The organism is Bacillus sp. SG20033 (genome assembly GCF_044570195.1).
GTDB classification, from domain to species: Bacteria; Bacillota; Bacilli; order Bacillales; family Bacillaceae; genus Bacillus; species Bacillus subtilis.
In genome coordinates this window covers 336,908-354,736 of the sequence record NZ_CP172606.1, presented here as the reverse complement: position 1 = coordinate 354,736, position 17,829 = coordinate 336,908, and the positions used below count along the sequence as shown (strand labels likewise).

Below are 17,829 nucleotides of genomic sequence, written 5' to 3'. Positions count from 1 at the left end.
TCGATCTTTATTGTGACATTGTATCTTGGTAGTCGTTGAACTGGTCTGTGACAGCTTGTGACGGAGCCTGCGTCAATATGCTGACAAAAAAGACAGATAATAGACTCGCAGCAAAACCAGGTATCATTTCATACAGAAAGTCCGAAAGACCGGCATTCGCCCAAATGATTACAGTCGCTGCTCCCACAATCATGCCGGCGAGTGCCCCCCATTTGGTCATTCGTTTCCAAAACAGACTGAGCAGTACAACCGGCCCGAATGATGCACCGAAGCCCGCCCACGCGTAGCTGACCAATCCAAGGATGGTGTTATTTTTCTCCCAAGCCAGAACCAACGCGACAATTGAAACAGCCAGAACAGCCAGTCGGCCTAAAAACACCAGTTCTTTATCTGAAGCTGAGCGTCTGAACATCGACTTATATAAATCTTCTACCAGAGAGCTTGATGTCACAAGCAACTGGGAAGAAATGGTACTCATAATCGCGGCCAAAATCGCTGAAATCAGAAAACCCGTGATAATCGGATGGAACAAGATATTCCCTAACTGAATAAAAATCGTCTCTGGGTCCTTCAGTGTCATGCCGCGCTGATGGTAATAAGCGATTCCGCCCAAACCGGTCAGCACTGCGCCTATTGCAGACAAAATCATCCAGCCCATCCCGATTCTGCGCGCTCTTTTGATCTCTTTGACAGACGTGATCGCCATAAAACGCACAATAATATGCGGCTGGCCAAAGTATCCCAGCCCCCAGGCAAACAAAGAAATAATGCCAAGGACGCTCGTTCCTTTGAAAATATTAAACATATCAGGATCTACAGAGCGGATTTCAGCAACTGTATCACCTGCTCCTCCCGTGTGGAAAAACGTAACGATCGGCACAAGAATGAGTGCGGCAAACATAATGATCCCCTGAACAAAATCTGTCCAGCTGACTGCCAAAAAGCCGCCAAACAGGGTATACGCCACAACAACGCCCGTCACAATCCACAGGCCGGTGTGATAATCCATCCCCAAGATGCTGTTGAATAAGACGCCGCCGGACACCATTCCGGACGATACATAAAACGTGAAAAAGACTAAAATGACAATTCCCGAAAACAGTCTGAGAAGCTTTGTTTGATCTCCGAAGCGATTTTCCAGGAATCCGGGAATTGTAATCGAATTCCCCGCTTTTTCAGTATAGGTTCTCAGCCGCGGTGCGACGTAAAGCCAGTTCGCCCACGCTCCAAGGCAAAGTCCGATGACGATCCAAGCGCCGCTCAGACCAGTAGAAAACATGGCGCCCGGAAGCCCCATTAGCAGCCAGCCGCTCATATCGGCAGCGCCGGCACTGAGAGCGGTTACTGCCGGACCCAAAGAGCGTCCTCCCAGCATGTAATCCGTCAGATTCGACGTACGCTTGTAAGCAAAGTAGCCGATTAGCAGCATTCCCGCCATATAAATACAAATCGAAATAATCAGCTGTGTGTTTTCTATGGCACTTCCTCCTCTTTTTTATAGTATATGGATGAAATGGACACCCCCGCAGGGAGGATGCCCATTTAGTCCCGCTTAGAACATTTCACTGATTGTTTTTGCCTGCATATGCAGAGCCAAGTAATCCGGCCCGCCTGCTTTTGAATCCGTTCCCGACATTTTGAAGCCGCCAAACGGATGGTAGCCGACGATAGCACCTGTACAGTTGCGGTTGAAGTATAGGTTTCCGACATGGAATTCCTGTTTCGCACGCTCGATGTGCTTGCGGTTGTTTGTGATTACTGCGCCTGTCAAACCATATTCAGTATTGTTTGCCACTTCTAAAGCTTCATCAAAGTCTGACACTTTACAAAATGCAACGACAGGTCCGAAAATTTCTTCCTGCATGAGTCTTGCTTTCGGATCAAGGTCAGCGAAGATCGTCGGTTTGATGAAGTATCCTTTCGAATCATCACCAGTACCGCCGCTTACTAAACGCCCTTCCTGTTTTCCGATCTCAATATAGCTCATAATTTTATCATAAGAACCTTGGTCAATGACAGGTCCCATATAAACATCTGCACTGTCAGGTTTAGCTGTTACTTTTGATTCCGTAATTTCAATGACACGCTCTAATACTTGATCATACACTTTTTCATGAACTACTGCACGTGAACCTGCAGAGCATTTTTGTCCCGCAAAGCCGAATGCTGAAGTAAAGATTGATTGAGCCGCTAATTCAATGTCCGCATCCTCATCAACAACAACCGTATCTTTCCCGCCCATTTCAGCGATGACACGCTTTAAATGCTGCTGGCCCGGCTGAACCTTCGCCGCGCGTTCGAAAATTCTCGTACCAACTTCTCTTGATCCCGTAAATGTGATAAGGCTTGTTTTCGGATGGTCAACAAGATAGTCGCCTACTTCCGCTCCGCTTCCCGGAACAAAGTTGACTACGCCTTTTGGCAATCCGGACTCTTCAAGCACCTCAACAAATTTTGCTGCAATAACAGGTGTAGCACTCGCAGGTTTCAGAACCACTGTGTTTCCAGTAACGATCGGCGCCACTGTTGTGCCTGCCATGATCGCAAACAAGAAGTTCCAAGGCGGGATAACGACTGTCACTCCAGTCGGCGTGTATACATATTGGTTTTTCTCGCCTTCACGGCTGTTGACCGGTTTGCCTTTTGCCAGTTCGATCATTTGTCGTGCATAATACTCCATGAAGTCAATCGCTTCAGCTGTATCTGCATCCGCCTCGTTCCAAGGCTTTCCTGCTTCTTTCACAAGCAAAGCTGAGAATTCATGTTTTCTTCTGCGGACTTTGGCAGCAGCGCGGAACAGGACAGCCGCTCTCTCTTCTGGAGACGTGTATCTCCACTCTTCAAATGCTTTTGCAGCCGCTTGAATCGCTTGCTCAGCGTGCTCTTGAGAAGCTTTTGACACTCGGCCGACGACTTCTTCTTTATCAGCCGGGTTGATTGAAACGATTTTCGCTTCCGTTTCCACTCTCTCGCCGTTAATGACAAGCGGATAGTCTTTTCCTAAATATTCGCTTACTGTCGCAAGCGCTTTTTTAAACGCTTCCACGTTGTTTTGATCTTGGAAATTTGTGAATGGCTCGTGTTTGTAAGGTGTTGTCATGATAATCTCTCCTTTTTTACTTCTTTGTCATTCCTTTGAAAGCAAATGCAATGTTTGACGGACGTTCTGCAAGGCGTCTCATAAAGTAGCCGTACCAATCCTCGCCGTATGGCAGGTAGACTCTCATGTTATAACCTTCTTTTACGAGGCTGAGCTGGGTTTGCGACCGCATGCCGTACAGCATCTGAAATTCAAACTTGTCATTGGCAATGCCATGTTCCTTGGCAAGCTGCTTTGTAAAGTCGATCATTTTGTCGTCATGTGTGGCAATCGCTGTATAGTGACCGTTTAAGAGCTGCTTTCGGATGATTTTTTTGTAATTTTCATCGACATCGCTTTTCTCCGGGAAAGCTACTTTTTCTGATTCTTTATAAGCTCCTTTTACAAGGCGAAGGAACGGGTTTAAAGAATCCAAATCGTCAATGTCTTTTTCCGTCCGGTACAGATAGGCTTGCAGCACTGTGCTCACATGCTCGTATTTCTTTCTGAAATCTTTGAAAATATCAAGCGTTTTCTGGCATCTGACTTCGTCCTCCATGTCAATGGTGACCATGATTTTATGTTTCTCGGCCGTCTGAAGGATTTTTGTCATATTTTCATACACCAAATCCATATCTATATCCAAACCTAAAGACGTCATTTTTAAAGAAACGTGTGAGTTCAGCTCCTGATCCGCGATGGTCGCAATGGTTTGAATGCACTCTTCCGTACGCTCCCGTGCGACCTCGGCGCTGTTCACAAACTCGCCTAAATGATCGACAGTAACTGACAGGCCTTGGCTGTTAAGCTGTCGAATGGTCGGGATTGAACTGTTAAAGTCATTCCCGCCGATAATTTTACCCGCTGCTACCCGGCTTCCCCAGTTCCTCGCCATTTTATTGAGAAAGCCGCTTTTGGATAAAAATAAGAAAAAATCTCTTGTGATCACTTCCAACCTCAACACCCCGCAATCTAAGAAGTATTTGTATGAGTTTATTGTAAATGGACAAAACAGGCGTTCACAATATTCTCAAAATACAAAGATTCTGATTATTTTTGTGGGTTTGCCACAATTAGATAGTTAGAAAGTCGGGGGAGATTCTGTCGAATAAAGGAGAAAAGGAAGCGACAAAAAACATCAGCTTCCTCCATCCTTCCACACTTCTTCAACCGTATTCAAAAGCAAACGGTTCAATTCAGATGTCATATCTTTTTTCTCTGCCTTCAGTTCTTTTGCCGCTTCCATGATTCTTTCAATTTCCGTTTCAATGAATTGGTGAATAACATCGATTCTTGCTTCGAGGTCAAGCTCTTCCCCTCTTCTTTTCCGTTCAAGCAAGGTTTCCATTTCAGCCTTCAGCTTGGGTTCAGCAACAAGTTCATTCATCAAAACAGTAAAGTCCATTGGCGGTATGGTTCCGTGCTTTTCAATCCATTGGCAGGCCAAAATAGGCCGAAGAACGTAGAAGTACTTTTTAATTTTGACCTCTTGTCCTTGTAGATAATCCTTGACGTTCCTTCTCGCCATATTGATATAGTGATACACGCTTGCTTCAGGCTTAAATGCCTCCGTGCGCAGTTTTCTTAACTGCTCTGCGGTCGTAAATGCTTCATAATACACAATGTCTGAGGACAGCCATTCGAGGAGCGGAGGGTTTGACTTTTTGAAAAGCTGAAGCGTTTTTCTCAGCTCCCAGCCGCTGATATCCAGCAAATCGTGAATCGGTTCCTCAATGACATCACGCTCCTGCTCAATTGAAAAATACCACTCCTTTTTCGGCACATAAATAAAGCGGACGTCGTAATCACTATCCTGCGAGGGAAATCCCCATGCGCGGCTTCCTGACTCGACGGCATACACGATTTTGACTCCGTATGACTGCTCGATCCGTTTTAATTCATCAATGATTCTTTGTTTCATATCTATTCGTCTCCAGTCTGTTCTCATTCCGGCAGTTTGCAGAAAAAAACCGCCTGATGATATGCGGCGGCTTTTCACATTTATCAGCCTTTAAGTTGCTGTTTAAAAAAAGCAAGTTTTTCCGTTTGAAAAGCAGGGATATACTCATGTCCGAAGTAGCGGTACACCTTCAGCTCTTTCTCTGTTTCCAAATGATTGTAGGCGGCAAACACGGTGGACGGCGGCGTGACCTTGTCAATCAGGCCGATTGACATCAGGACAGGCACCTTCACTCGGTCAGCGAGATTCATAATATCGAAATATGAAAGTGTCTTCATCGCCTGCACTTCTGTTTCCGGGCTGCCATTTCTTCTGAAGAAGGAATTGATTTCAAGGTACGGCTGTTCAAGCGCCACATCAATGGCCCGTTCGAAGTTGCTTAAATAAGGATAATCGGCAACCGCGGCTTTTGGAATGTCTGACAGCGCCGCTGCGGCAATGGTTAAACCTCCGCCTTGGCTTCCTCCTGTCACACCGATCCTTGTTTCGTCAACCTCGTCGAAGCTGCTGATGACCTCAAGCGCGCGGACGGCGTCCAAATAAACACCGCGGTAATAGTATGTATCTTTATCAAGAATTCCTTTCGTCATCCAGCCCAAAGCGTGACCGTGCGGTGAAATACTCGTATCCTCGCTGCTCTGCTGGCCGCGGACAAGCATGCCGAATGTGGCGTAGCCATGGAGTGCCCAGTTTACCATTTCATGAATCTCACCATCATAGCTTGCATTGTAGCCATGATATTTCACGATCGCCGGATGCGGGCCTTGCTTGTCAGGCACCGCGTACCATCCGGTAATGCGGGCGTTTTCGAAGCTTTTATATGTGAGACGGTACACTTTTACTCCGTCAGCAGGATAGTCAACCGGCTGTAAATCAGGTTCTGCTTGGACTTTTGCAAGTTCCTCCAAAGACAATTTCCAAAACTCAGAAAAATCTTTCGGTGCTGTTTTTTCAGGCTTATATGTTTGCAATTGGTCGAGCGGCAGATCGAATAGTTGCATTTCCGATTATTCCCCTTTGTTTTATAAGATTTAGTTTGTATTCCTATACTACCACGTTTCGTCTTTGTTTTCTAAATATTTTCATCTTTGTTTCCCAGACAGCCTTCATCAAACGTTTGTTTAAGACTTTCCCGGCTTAGTTCCATAAAGGCCTGGGCCGTCAGACTGACATAGCGGTTCTTTAAAAAGACAAAGACGAGGGTTCGTGATGGCGCGGATTGAATCGATAAATAGATCACACCCGGATCTTTATCCCTTCTGACCATATTCGGTGCCATTGTCACACCTAATCCGTTAGCCACAAGAGATTGGGCGGTTTCAATATGGCTCGTCTTAAAGGCGGCATTCGGCTTAAAGCCGCTTTCCGCACAGAGATCGAGAACTGTCCTGCGAAAGCCGAAGCCTTCTTTTAACAGAATAAATGGCACGTTCCTTACCATGTCAAGCGGCACACACGGCTGGTGTCCCTCATCTTCTTCCAGCGCTTTCTCAATCAGCGCGACCATTTCCGGCGGCATCCACCTTTGTTTTTCCTTCGGCACCGCGAGAACAATCGGTTCCGTGAGCAAGGGTATAATGGAGAGCCGTTCATCCTCGATCGGCAAGGATAAAACAGAAAGGTCAACTTCTCCCTTTGCCGTCATCTCCTCTAATGAAACCGGATCTTTTTCAACAAGCTGAACCTCCACATGAGGATAGCGCGCCAAAAACTGCTTCAGCAGCGGAGGAAAGAGATATCTCCCTGTTACAGCAGGAATCCCGATGGATAATTTATGACCGATTCCCTGTGATCGCTCCTGCATTTCCCGAAGCAAATCATCTCTGGAACGAATGATGTCCTCGGCTTTTTCAATGAAACGCCTGCCGTGGGGTGTCAGTGTAACAGAGCCATGAGATCTGTGAAAAAGGGTAAGCCCCAGCTCAGCCTCAAGCTTTTTGATTTGCTGGCTGAGAGACGGCTGTGCGATATGAAGATGTTCCGCCGCCTTTGTAAAGCTTTGGCGCCGGGCAATTTCCACTGCATATTCCATCACTTTAATATCCATTTCAGCCTCCATAGGTTGAACCTATCGTTTTCATCATTTTTATATCTTGGACGAATCATAACAGAAATTGCTAACATAATCCATATCATCATTTACGAAAAAAGGAGCTGGTTCAAATGACAAATGAAACACCGTTTTCTAAAAACGCCGAGATGTATCGGGATGAAAAGGTATTTGCCGAGGGGGAAGATTTGGGGTTGATGATCAAAACAGCGGAATGCCGGGCAGAGCATCGGGTGCTGGATATCGGAGCGGGCGCCGGCCATACGGCCCTGGCATTTTCTCCTTATGTACAGGAGTGCATCGGTGTTGATGCGACGAAAGAGATGGTTGAGGTTGCGTCCTCCTTCGCGCAAGAAAAAGGAGCTGAAAACGTACGCTTTCAGCAAGGAACGGCAGAGTCACTCCCCTTCCCCGACGATTCATTTGACATCATCACCTGCCGATACGCAGCCCACCATTTTTCAGATGTCCGCAAAGCTGTCAGAGAGGTTGCACGCGTACTAAAACAGGACGGACGTTTTCTCTTAGTTGATCATTACGCGCCTGAAGATCCCGTTCTTGATGAGTTTGTCAATCATTTGAACCGGCTTCGAGACCCTTCCCATGTTCGTGAAAGCTCATTATCAGAATGGCAGGCGATGTTCAGCGCCAATCAACTGGCCTATCAAGACATCCAAAAGTGGAATTTGCCGATTCAATACGATAGCTGGATCAAACGAGGCGGAACCCCAGCTGACCGAGAAAAACAAATCATTTCCCACTTGAACCACGCATCAGACGAAGCACGCGACACGTTCTGTATTACATTGAACCAAAACGGACAGCCCATCTCCTTTTGTTTAAAAGCGATTTTGATACAAGGGATAAAACGATAAAAAAAGCCGTGCGCTACGCACGGCTTGTTACATCGGCTGATAAAGATCCCAGCCAATTTTTAATGTCTCAACAATGTAATCGGCAACCTCTTCCGGGGAAAGGTTGTCTGTTGCCACTTTTGAATTGTGCTTGTCATAAATGACTTTTCTTTCGTTAAACAGCTGTTCCATTTCATCCATTGAACGGTTATGCAGTACAGGGCGGCTTTCGATCAATAAATCCGCGCGCTGCTTCCAGTTCTCCCATGATAGGTCCAGATGAAGCACGAGACAGTTTTCCAGACAGCAATTTCTGATTTCTTCTTGTTTAAAAGATCCCCCGCCCAGAGATACGATTTTGAATCGTTTATGATGGCAGATGTCTAAAATATATTCCTTCTCCGTTTTCCGGAAAAAGTCTTCTCCCTTTTTCTCAAATATCTCAGGAATTGACATATTGAAATCCTTTTCGATCTCTTGGTCAATATCAATAAAATCTCTATATAATTTTTTAGCGACCAATTGGCCGATTGTTGTTTTTCCTACACCCATGAATCCGATCAGGACGATATTTCTTTCTCTTACTGGGATGGCTCGTTTAGCGTTCATCTTCGGCGAAATCCTCCTAAGGAATGAAATTTTATCTTCATTATATGCTTATTTAGCGAATATTTATATAGATACCGGCTTTACCGGTCAAGCTTTAGTGTGCTTTGTTGTTTAGCCATTTTTGCCTGAATGACATTCATTGTACAACATTTCTGCAGGTATTTTAATACTTCGACGCAAAAAAGCATTAAAACCTTCCGCCTTTATTGTTTTTCCAGCTGACTCTTCGATGGAAGGGTCTTTTTCTGTAAGATGAATAGGAAGGGAGAAATGGCGATGATCATTTGGATAAACGGGGCATTCGGTTCCGGAAAAACACAAACAGCCTTCGAACTGCACAGAAGGCTGAAACCATCTTACGTGTATGATCCCGAGAAAATGGGTTTTGCGCTGCGCTCCATGGTGCCGCAGGAGATCGCAAAGGACGATTTTCAAAGCTATCCCTTATGGCGGGCGTTCAATTACAGTTTGCTAGCTTCTCTGACAGATACATACCGCGGCATCATTATTGTGCCTATGACGATTGTACATCCTGAATACTTCAATGAGATCATCGGCAGGCTCAGACATGAAGGGAGGATCGTTCATCACTTTACATTAATGGCTTCAAAGGAAACCTTGTTAAAAAGGCTGCGCACCAGAGCAGAAGGAAAAAACTCCTGGGCCGCCAAACAAATTGACCGCTGCGTTGAAGGCTTATCATCACCTATTTTTGAGGACCACATTCAAACAGACAACCTGTCGATTCAGGATGTGGCAGAGTACATTGCCGCGAGAGCCGAACTCCCATTAGATCCTGATACGAGAGGCAGCCTCCGAAGGTTCACCGACAGATTAATGGTAAAGCTGAATCATATCCGCATCAAATAAAGCTTCTGTACACGACAAAAGCCCGCTCCGAGAGCGGGCTTTCTTTAACTTATTTCCACCAGTCATCAAACATAGACGCCGGAACCTGGCGTTTATGTTCAGTCATGCTGTAGCGTTTTTCCAGCGCTTCTGATACTTTCGCTGATACTTCTTTTCCTTCGAGATAATCGTCAATCTCGTCGTAGGAAATGCCAAGCTCTGTTTCATCCGACTGCTGCGGTTTTTCGTCGAGCAGATCGGCAGTCGGTTCTTTTAAGTATAAGCGTTCCGGTGCACCCAGCTCTTTCAGCAGGGTTCTTCCCTGGCGCTTCGTCAAGCCTGTCAGCGGCAGGAGGTCTGCTCCGCCGTCACCGTACTTCGTAAAGAAACCAGTCACTGCTTCAGCAGCATGGTCTGTTCCTAACACAAGCAGGCCTTCCTGGCCGCCGATCGCGTATTGCGCGATCATTCTTGTTCTTGCTTTTACGTTTCCTTTATTAAAGTCAGTCAGCTGATCGCCTGTTTCCTGCTGATACTGATCAGAAAAAGCGCTGACTGTCGATTTAATATCAAACTTCCATGATTTATCCGGCTTAATAAACTTCAAAGCAAGCTGGGCATCGTCTTCATCCTGCTGTGTGCCATGCGGAAGACGGACCGCGATAAATTGAGCGTCTCCGCCCTCCTCGCGAATGCTCTCCACCGCAAGCTGAGCGAGTCTTCCCGCAAGTGTTGAATCCTGGCCGCCGCTGATTCCCAATACAAAGCCTTTAGCACCGGTTTTCTTTACATATTGTTTTAAAAAATTGACTCGGTCCTCAATTTCTTGCTTTGGATCAATTGAGGGCTTCACATGTAATTCACGCATAATCTTTTCCTGCATGCTCATCCCAATCATTCCTCCTGTACATTTTCCCTTGTTACTGATCATTTCCCCAAATCAATGAAAATGAATCATGACTGTTATGTATCCCTATTAAATATAGCACAGGTCTTCATTCACAGTGAACAAGAGAGATCAGCTGACTTCAACCCGTATGGATGTCACACTGTCGCCATTGCATTTCCCTTTTTCAATCGGGCAGGAAGAAAACGCGACAATTAAATCCATCTCCGCCCTGAGCCTTACATAATCTCCGGCATTCGAAAGCGGCGTTTCCACAGACAGATTCCCTTTCTCATCAAGGACAGTATTCATAAAAATCGCAAATGGGTAATGCATGTGAGGCTTCGGTACGCCAAACTGCTCAAGCGCACGGTTCATATTGTCATAGCACGTATCCTGAAACTCATCCTTTTGCTTCCCATATAAGAGCCTGTTCATATCAGGACGGCAGGCGGGCAGCAGCAGATCATGCTTGCCGACCGTATCTTCAATCAGGGTTAACATCGGCTTATACAGGTTGGAGTAGAGATGGTCGTTGACCTTCACATGAATGGAGTGATTGGCGTCTATCGTCGCTCCCTGATCAAGGTGTTCATAAAAATCCTTGGCATGGTATGCGACAAAATCAGCCACCTGCTGCCCTTCTACATCAACCACCTTTAAAATCTGCCCCTTTTTCAGCTTCAGCCCAAGCCCTTTTTTCGGCTCCACAATATATTGCTGTGTCATTGGTTTGCTCCTTTTTTCATTAGTATGAGCGTCCGCTTCCTTCTCCATGTAAAAAGAGGCAAAAATCCGATGTATATAAGCTTCGGACAGATCACAATCTAACCTTAGATAAAAGGGGTTGAATAAATAATGAGCCAAACAAAAAAAGACCAGCCAAAAGGGAATCTGGCTTGGTGGCAGCTGTCACTGATCGGAGTCGGCTGCACGATTGGAACAGGCTTCTTTCTCGGTTCCAGCATCGCAATTGTAAAAAGCGGTTTTTCCGTTCTCCTTTCATTTCTGATCGCAGGGATCGGTACGTATTTTGTCTTTGAACAGCTCGCCAAGCTGTCGGCGAAGCAGCCGGAAAAGGGCTCGTTTTGTGCGTATGCCCGAAAAGCATTCGGCAAATGGGCAGGCTTCAGCAACGGCTGGGTGTACTGGACATCAGAAATGCTGATTACTGGCAGCCAGCTGACAGCCATTTCGCTATTTACGAAGCATTGGTTTCCTCAAGTGCCGCTATGGGTGTTCGCCTCAATCTACGCAGTACTGGGGCTCCTTATTATTTTCACCGGCCTGTCCGTCTTTGAAAAAACAGAAAACGTGCTGGCAGTCATTAAAACAGCTGCTATTTTTATGTTTATTGTCATTGCCATCCTGGCTTTATGCGGTATCCTGTCCGGCGGAAATCACGGCATACATGTTCCAAATAAGACAAATGAGTTTTTCCCATACGGCGCCATGGGGCTGTGGACAGGTTTAATCTACGCGTTTTACGCTTTTGGCGGAATTGAGGTCATGGGGCTGATGGCGGTTCACTTAAAAAAACCTGAGGAAGCGTCTAAATCAGGGAAACTGATGTTGGCGACGCTGGCGATTATTTATATCATTTCAATCGGGCTTGCTCTGCTTTTGGTTCCGTTACACGCGTTTACTGAACAGGACAGTCCGTTCATTACATCATTAAAAGGATATAACCTTGAGATCATCCTTGATATATTTAACGGGATTTTCATCATCGCCGGGTTCTCGACCCTTGTCGCTTCGCTTTTTGCCGTTACGACATTGCTTTGTACAATGGCTGATGACGGCGACGCGCCGAAATGCTTTACTCTAAAGGAAGGCAAAAAAATATGCTGGCCGGCACTTGGGCTGACGTTTGCGGGGCTTGTCCTCTCCATTATTCTGTCGTTAGTGCTGCCTAAAAACATTTATGAGCATATGACAACAGCTGCGGGGCTTATGCTTTTATACACTTGGCTGTTTATCCTGTTCTCCAGCAAAAAGCTGACTGATCCCGAGGGCATGGGAAAAACGCAAATTTATTTAGCGATGGTTCTGATTGCTGCGGCTGTGTCCGGTACATTGTTTGAAAAATCAAGCCGGCCCGGTTTTTTCGTCAGCATAGGTTTTCTCGTGATCATCGCCATCGTGACCATGATCTATCAAAAAAAGCAGGGTCATAAAGATCGCCCTGCCAGTCCCTGATTTATTGCATTTTGTTGAACATGTTCTTTAAATAAGAAAACGGGCACTTCGATACCTGTTTTTCGTCATCACGGAGGAAATACTGCTTCCATTCACGATTATTCTTTCCTCCGTACCAGCCTAATTGCGGGTGAATCGGAGCCTGATCATAGGCCTCTAAACGAGATCGGATCAGCCTGCTCATGTTACGGCCAAATGCAGTTGATCCATTTAGGTCATCAAACACCCACCTTGGCTGAAACGTGACCATAAAAAAAGGAAAGCTCCGGCTTCTTCTTGCCTCGTGCCCCGGTGTAGCGCACAGAATGAAATACGGCTCGCCGTCAAAACAAAACTCCCATTTATAATGCTCGGGATCGGCCGGAATGTCTTCCGGCCATTCTTTTTCGTCTTGATGACTCAGTCTATTTAAAAAGCGCCAAAACAGCTCTTCATACGCTTCAATCGAATAATGCTCCGCCAAATCTTCCGGTGTATCAAACAACACAACGAGGGATGCGTATTTTCCCGTGTCCCGCGATATCTTGCCGTACTCCGAAAGCAACGGAGCCAGTTCCTCCGCTGTACGGTTTTCCCGCGGATCTCCGGCAAAAGCAATCCGAAGCTGATCAGTCAGAAACGCCTGGCGTCCGGGAATGCACGGAAACGTATCCGCGTCGTCTCCCAGAGTTTCTGCCAGCAGCTCAAAAGCGATTCTTTGCCATTCAGGAAGCTCTTCCTGAATACGTTCCAGAAAACTTTTGGTGTAAATCCCATTCACCATTGATCCACCTCCAGTATCATCTGGATACTATATTAAAACTGGAAGCGGCAGGTGACTGTCCTTCATGAATCAGCCCAATAACTGTTTGATGCCCTGATAACCAAAGTAAAAGCCAAACACAAGGAGGGATACACCGGCGATTCCGGTCAATCCTCTCAATAGCTTTTCATGAAGCAGGTTTCTGAACGTACTGGCTGTGATAGCCATGCAGAAATCCCAGATTAAAATGCCGATCATGATGCCGGAGCTATAGATTAGAAGCTGATTCATATTGTAGGCCTCTGCTGTTTTCGCAAGAATGCTTCCGTAAATTCCAAGCCAAAAAAGGATGCTCAATGGGTTTGACAATGAAATGAGAAAACCCGATGCGAATGTTTTCCTGTATGACGGTTTCCCCCGCGAGCTTCGCACATCCATCGGTTCTCTGACGTTTTTCAGCGTTTCAATTCCGGTATAGGTCAGGACAAAAAAGCCAAAGAGCCACAAAAACGTTTTCACAAATGGAGCGGTCAAAAACTGTGACAGCCCGAAATAGATAAAAAGCATGTACAGCCCATCCGCTGTCATGGCGCCTAAACCGAAAATCCATGCATGCCAAAAACCGTTTTTAATTCCTTTGTCTATTTGCGCCGCATTCACTGGCCCCACAGGCGCAGACAAGGACAGTCCCAGCACAATATAGCTCAAAAAAATGTTCACCGGCCCGTACTCCCTTCTCTTATGTAACTTGTACAATTTATTCGGGAACGGGCCAAGCTATGCACAAATTCACTTACTGTTTCAGACGTTCAAGCTCTTCCTCCATAATATCGGCGGCTTTGCCTACAAAACTGAAAATGAGTTCCAGCTCCTCTTCCGTATATTCGCGGCACAAATCCATCGTTGACTCAGACAGAGGACGGAACAAATCCTTTATATGTTTTTTCGAAGCAGTCAAAGGGACGATTACGACTCTCCTGCGATCGTTCGGGTCCTTTTCACGAGCCACATACCCCGCTTTTTCCAGCCGGTCAACAAGCGCCGTGACGGAACCCGTGCTGAGGCCGGTTTTTTTCCCCAGCTCTCCGGCCGTCATCGGACCTGCTTCATTTAAGATGTCAGCTGATTTCAAATCGGTGGGAAACAGACCGAGAGCTTGAGCGGCTGCCTGATGAAACAGGACCGTTCTTGTGCCCAGTTTTCGAAAAAGCTGAACAGCAGTCCTTTCCAACTCACTTCTGGAATTTCTTGTTGACAACTGACAGTCCTCCCTATAAAATCGAGTTTATCTTGATAATCGAGATATTCAACGATCAAACTATTATCATGATATCAGAACTTACATAGAAAAGTAAGAGGAGGTAGAACAAATGGACACAACAACAGCAAAACAGGCTTCCACCAAATTTGTGGTCCTCGGTCTCCTGCTGGGCATCTTGATGTCTGCAATGGACAATACGATTGTTGCCACCGCGATGGGCAATATCGTAGCCGATCTTGGAAGCTTCGATAAATTTGCCTGGGTGACGGCATCCTATATGGTGGCGGTTATGGCTGGCATGCCGATTTACGGCAAGCTTTCCGATATGTACGGCCGAAAACGTTTTTTCCTGTTTGGACTTATTTTTTTCTTAATCGGTTCTGCTTTATGCGGGATTGCCCAGACGATGAATCAGCTGATCATCTTCCGGGCCATTCAAGGGATCGGAGGCGGCGCGCTCCTGCCGATTGCCTTTACCATTATCTTCGATTTGTTTCCGCCGGAAAAACGCGGAAAAATGTCCGGCATGTTCGGTGCTGTATTTGGATTATCCAGTGTTCTTGGTCCGCTCTTAGGCGCGATCATTACAGATTCGATCAGCTGGCACTGGGTGTTTTACATCAATGTGCCGATCGGCGCATTGTCATTGTTTTTCATTATTCGCTACTACAAAGAATCTCTGGAGCACAGAAAGCAGAAAATAGACTGGGGCGGCGCGATTACCTTAGTCGTATCCATTGTATGCCTGATGTTCGCCCTTGAGCTTGGCGGCAAAACATACGATTGGAACTCCATTCAGATCATTGGGCTGTTTATTGTATTCGCCGTTTTCTTCATTGCCTTTTTTATTGTGGAGAGAAAAGCAGAAGAGCCGATTATTTCTTTCTGGATGTTTAAGAACCGCTTGTTTGCCACAGCACAGATTCTCGCTTTCCTGTATGGCGGAACATTTATTATTTTAGCGGTATTTATTCCGATTTTCGTTCAGGCGGTCTACGGCAGCTCGGCGACAAGCGCGGGCTTCATTCTGACGCCGATGATGATTGGATCAGTCATCGGAAGCATGATCGGCGGGATCTTCCAAACGAAGGCAAGCTTCCGCAATTTGATGCTGATATCTGTTATAGCTTTCTTTATCGGCATGCTGCTTCTTTCCAATATGACGCCTGACACAGCACGGGTATGGCTGACAGTCTTTATGATGATTTCAGGCTTTGGTGTAGGCTTTAACTTCTCCCTGCTGCCGGCGGCATCGATGAATGATCTTGAACCTCGCTTTCGGGGAACGGCAAACTCTACAAATTCATTTTTGCGATCATTTGGCATGACCTTAGGCGTCACCATTTTCGGAACGGTGCAAACAAACGTATTCACGAACAAGCTGAGCGACGCCTTCAGCGGGATGAAAGGCTCAGCGGGATCAGGTGCTGCGCAAAATATTGGCGACCCGCAAGAGATATTCCAAGCGGGAACACGTTCCCAGATTCCTGATGCGATCCTGAATCGCATTATTGACGCGATGTCATCAAGTATTACGTATGTCTTTTTGCTCGCTTTGATTCCAATTGTCCTCGCGGCGGTTACCATTTTATTTATGGGGAAAGCCAGAGTGAAAACAACAGCCGAAATGACAAAGAAAGCAAATTAACATAAAAAAGCAGTACATGCTGGGCATGTACTGCTTTTTTCTATTACACTCCTAATCTTGCAAGAATAAACGTCCATATACAAATGATCAATAACAGAATCAGGCTGTACGCCACTGTCCTTTTAAACAGTTTAGATTCCTTGCCTGTTTGGCCGACCGCTGCGGCAGCGATGGCGATAGATTGAGGAGAAACAAGTTTCGCCATGACACCGCCCGCCGTATTTGCGGCTAACAGCAAGTCTGAACCCGCACCGATCTGCGCTCCGGTGACAACCTGCAAATGACCGAACAAAGCGTTATTGCTGACAACAGAACCGGTGATGAACACGCCAATCCAGCCAAGAACAGGACTGACAAACGGGAACAGGTCTCCTGTTTTCGCCAATGCTAACCCAATTGAAGAGCTGAGCCCTGCGAAGTTGGCCAGATTGGCAAACCCCATCACGAAGCAGATCGTCATAATCGGCACCCACAGCTCTTTTCCTGTCTCCTTCAGGGAAGCAAAGGCATCCCGGGAGGAGAACTTTTTGCTGAACAGCCCTGTCACGATGACCGCCGCTAAAATCGCTGTACCAGTCGCTGACAGCAGATCAACTTTAAAGACTGCATCTAACGGCATGGCAGATGGCGCAATCGGCGGCATTTTCATAATTTGCTGATGCAGAAAAGGCATTTTGAACAGGAGCGTTGATTGATATAACAGCCCGCCTTCTTGGAAAAGCGCTTTGAAGGCAGGAAGGCTCCAGATGGTGATCGCCGCAGTTAAAATGTAGAAAGGAGACCACGCTTTCGCAATGTCAGCGGCACGGTATGCCTTTTTCTCACCAGCATCGCCGGCCCCTTCCTCGCGGTAAATCTCTTTCGGCTGCCATTTGCGGAGGAAGAGGGCAAGCCCGCCCATGCTGAATAAGGCCGCCAAAATGTTTGCTAATTCCGGCCCGAGCACCGCCATTGTCAGTGTCTGAACCGCTGTATACCCACCGCTCACAACCAGAAGAGCGGGCCATGTCTGTTTGATTCCTTTCATTCGGTCTAATAAGAATACAAGCAGGAATGGTATTAAAAATGAGATCATCGGCAGTGTCCACATTAATGTCCGTGACAGCTCAAGAGCAGACAAATCACCAATCTGCGCCCCTGTGATGACAGGAATCCCGATCGCCCCAAAGGCTCCGGAGGCGGCGTTTGCAATCAAGCAGAGCGCCGCCGCTTTCAACGGTTTAAAACCAAGTTCGACGAGCAGCGCCGCACTAATCGCAATCGGAACACCAAAACCGGCCGCGCCTTCTAAAAACGCGTTAAAACAAAAACCAATTAATAATAGCTGTAATCGTTGGTCAGGCGAAATGCCGGCAATGCTGGACCGAATAATGGTAAATTTCCCGGTTTTCACTGCGATTTTATACAGCCACACCGCCATCAGAACGATGTAGCCAATAGGCCACAGCCCGCTCCCGATTCCTAACAAAACAGAAGAAATCGCTTTTTCAACCGGCATATGAAATGCCAAAACGGAGACGAAGAAACTGACGGCTAGGGTAAGAAATGCCGCAAGAATGCCTTTCATTTTCAAAACAGTTAAAGCCAAAAGAAAAAAGAGAATCGGAGTGAGCGCCACAAGTGCGCTCACATACTCGTTTCCAAACGGATCATACAACTGCTCCCACATTGACAATCAGCCCTTTACTCTAA

17 protein-coding genes are annotated in these 17,829 nt (G+C 46.4%); 4 read left to right on the top strand and 13 right to left on the bottom strand.

Annotation, left to right across the window (positions count from 1 at the left end):
- Window positions 1-7: 7 nt before the first annotated feature.
- From putP to ACFVP7_RS01880, 6 genes are all read right to left on the bottom strand, one after another.
- Entirely contained in the window at window positions 8-1,429 is a 1,422-nt protein-coding gene (gene putP / locus ACFVP7_RS01905) for a sodium/proline symporter PutP (RefSeq protein ID WP_396582935.1), read from the bottom strand.
- Between the two features lie 123 nt (window positions 1,430-1,552).
- Window positions 1,553-3,100, bottom strand: coding sequence for an L-glutamate gamma-semialdehyde dehydrogenase (pruA, locus tag ACFVP7_RS01900; RefSeq protein ID WP_003234655.1), 1,548 nt, complete (start codon window positions 3,098-3,100; stop codon window positions 1,553-1,555).
- A 16-nt stretch (window positions 3,101-3,116) separates the two neighbouring features.
- On the bottom strand, window positions 3,117-4,028 hold the full coding sequence (putB, locus tag ACFVP7_RS01895; protein WP_003246421.1) for a proline dehydrogenase PutB: 912 nt from the start codon (window positions 4,026-4,028) through the stop codon (window positions 3,117-3,119).
- Between the two features lie 189 nt (window positions 4,029-4,217).
- Window positions 4,218-5,000, bottom strand: coding sequence for a nucleotidyltransferase domain-containing protein (locus tag ACFVP7_RS01890; protein ID WP_396582934.1), 783 nt, complete (start codon window positions 4,998-5,000; stop codon window positions 4,218-4,220).
- A gap of 83 nt (window positions 5,001-5,083) precedes the next feature.
- The gene (cah, locus tag ACFVP7_RS01885) at window positions 5,084-6,040 is read right to left on the bottom strand and encodes a cephalosporin C deacetylase (RefSeq protein WP_338732200.1); all 957 of its coding nucleotides are present in this window, start codon (window positions 6,038-6,040) and stop codon (window positions 5,084-5,086) included.
- 71 nt (window positions 6,041-6,111) lie between these two features.
- A complete protein-coding gene (locus tag ACFVP7_RS01880; protein WP_396582933.1) occupies window positions 6,112-7,086 on the bottom strand; it encodes a LysR family transcriptional regulator in 975 nt (324 codons plus the stop codon).
- Between the two features lie 116 nt (window positions 7,087-7,202).
- On the opposite strand from ACFVP7_RS01880, the gene ACFVP7_RS01875 reads away from it, so the two are divergent.
- Entirely contained in the window at window positions 7,203-7,964 is a 762-nt protein-coding gene (locus ACFVP7_RS01875; protein ID WP_396582932.1) for a class I SAM-dependent methyltransferase, read from the top strand.
- A 27-nt stretch (window positions 7,965-7,991) separates the two neighbouring features.
- Here the strand turns inward: ACFVP7_RS01875 and ACFVP7_RS01870 are convergent, their stop codons facing one another.
- A complete protein-coding gene (locus tag ACFVP7_RS01870) occupies window positions 7,992-8,552 on the bottom strand; it encodes a shikimate kinase (RefSeq protein ID WP_014475740.1) in 561 nt (186 codons plus the stop codon).
- Window positions 8,553-8,828: 276 nt separating this feature from the next.
- Here ACFVP7_RS01870 and tmrB point away from each other — a divergent pair, with 276 nt between their 5' ends.
- A complete protein-coding gene (gene tmrB, locus ACFVP7_RS01865; RefSeq protein WP_163117765.1) occupies window positions 8,829-9,422 on the top strand; it encodes a tunicamycin resistance ATP-binding TmrB in 594 nt (197 codons plus the stop codon).
- 49 nt (window positions 9,423-9,471) lie between these two features.
- On the opposite strand, the gene nadE is transcribed toward tmrB, so the two are convergent.
- The gene (gene nadE / locus ACFVP7_RS01860; RefSeq protein WP_003246440.1) at window positions 9,472-10,290 is read right to left on the bottom strand and encodes an ammonia-dependent NAD(+) synthetase; all 819 of its coding nucleotides are present in this window, start codon (window positions 10,288-10,290) and stop codon (window positions 9,472-9,474) included.
- A gap of 129 nt (window positions 10,291-10,419) precedes the next feature.
- Window positions 10,420-11,016: a DUF1989 domain-containing protein gene (locus tag ACFVP7_RS01855; RefSeq protein ID WP_003246345.1), complete on the bottom strand. Its 597-nt coding sequence runs from the start codon at window positions 11,014-11,016 to the stop codon at window positions 10,420-10,422.
- A gap of 129 nt (window positions 11,017-11,145) precedes the next feature.
- Between ACFVP7_RS01855 and ACFVP7_RS01850 the strand changes: the two genes are divergently transcribed.
- The gene (locus tag ACFVP7_RS01850) at window positions 11,146-12,486 is read left to right on the top strand and encodes an amino acid permease (protein WP_163117750.1); all 1,341 of its coding nucleotides are present in this window, start codon (window positions 11,146-11,148) and stop codon (window positions 12,484-12,486) included.
- 1 nt (window position 12,487) lies between these two features.
- On the opposite strand, the gene ACFVP7_RS01845 is transcribed toward ACFVP7_RS01850, so the two are convergent.
- From ACFVP7_RS01845 to ACFVP7_RS01835, 3 genes are all read right to left on the bottom strand, one after another.
- The gene (locus ACFVP7_RS01845; protein ID WP_124060114.1) at window positions 12,488-13,249 is read right to left on the bottom strand and encodes a YqcI/YcgG family protein; all 762 of its coding nucleotides are present in this window, start codon (window positions 13,247-13,249) and stop codon (window positions 12,488-12,490) included.
- A gap of 69 nt (window positions 13,250-13,318) precedes the next feature.
- On the bottom strand, window positions 13,319-13,948 hold the full coding sequence (locus ACFVP7_RS01840; protein WP_003246469.1) for a LysE family translocator: 630 nt from the start codon (window positions 13,946-13,948) through the stop codon (window positions 13,319-13,321).
- A gap of 73 nt (window positions 13,949-14,021) precedes the next feature.
- Window positions 14,022-14,486, bottom strand: a complete 465-nt coding sequence (locus ACFVP7_RS01835) for a MarR family transcriptional regulator (protein WP_046664293.1) — start codon at window positions 14,484-14,486, stop codon at window positions 14,022-14,024.
- 112 nt (window positions 14,487-14,598) lie between these two features.
- Here ACFVP7_RS01835 and bmr3 point away from each other — a divergent pair, with 112 nt between their 5' ends.
- Complete coding sequence (gene bmr3, locus ACFVP7_RS01830; RefSeq protein WP_003234681.1) at window positions 14,599-16,137, top strand: multidrug efflux MFS transporter Bmr3; 1,539 nt, start codon at window positions 14,599-14,601, stop codon at window positions 16,135-16,137.
- A 43-nt stretch (window positions 16,138-16,180) separates the two neighbouring features.
- Here bmr3 and ACFVP7_RS01825 read toward each other — a convergent pair whose 3' ends face one another.
- The gene (locus ACFVP7_RS01825; protein WP_038427334.1) at window positions 16,181-17,806 is read right to left on the bottom strand and encodes an L-lactate permease; all 1,626 of its coding nucleotides are present in this window, start codon (window positions 17,804-17,806) and stop codon (window positions 16,181-16,183) included.
- Window positions 17,807-17,829 lie beyond the last annotated feature (23 nt).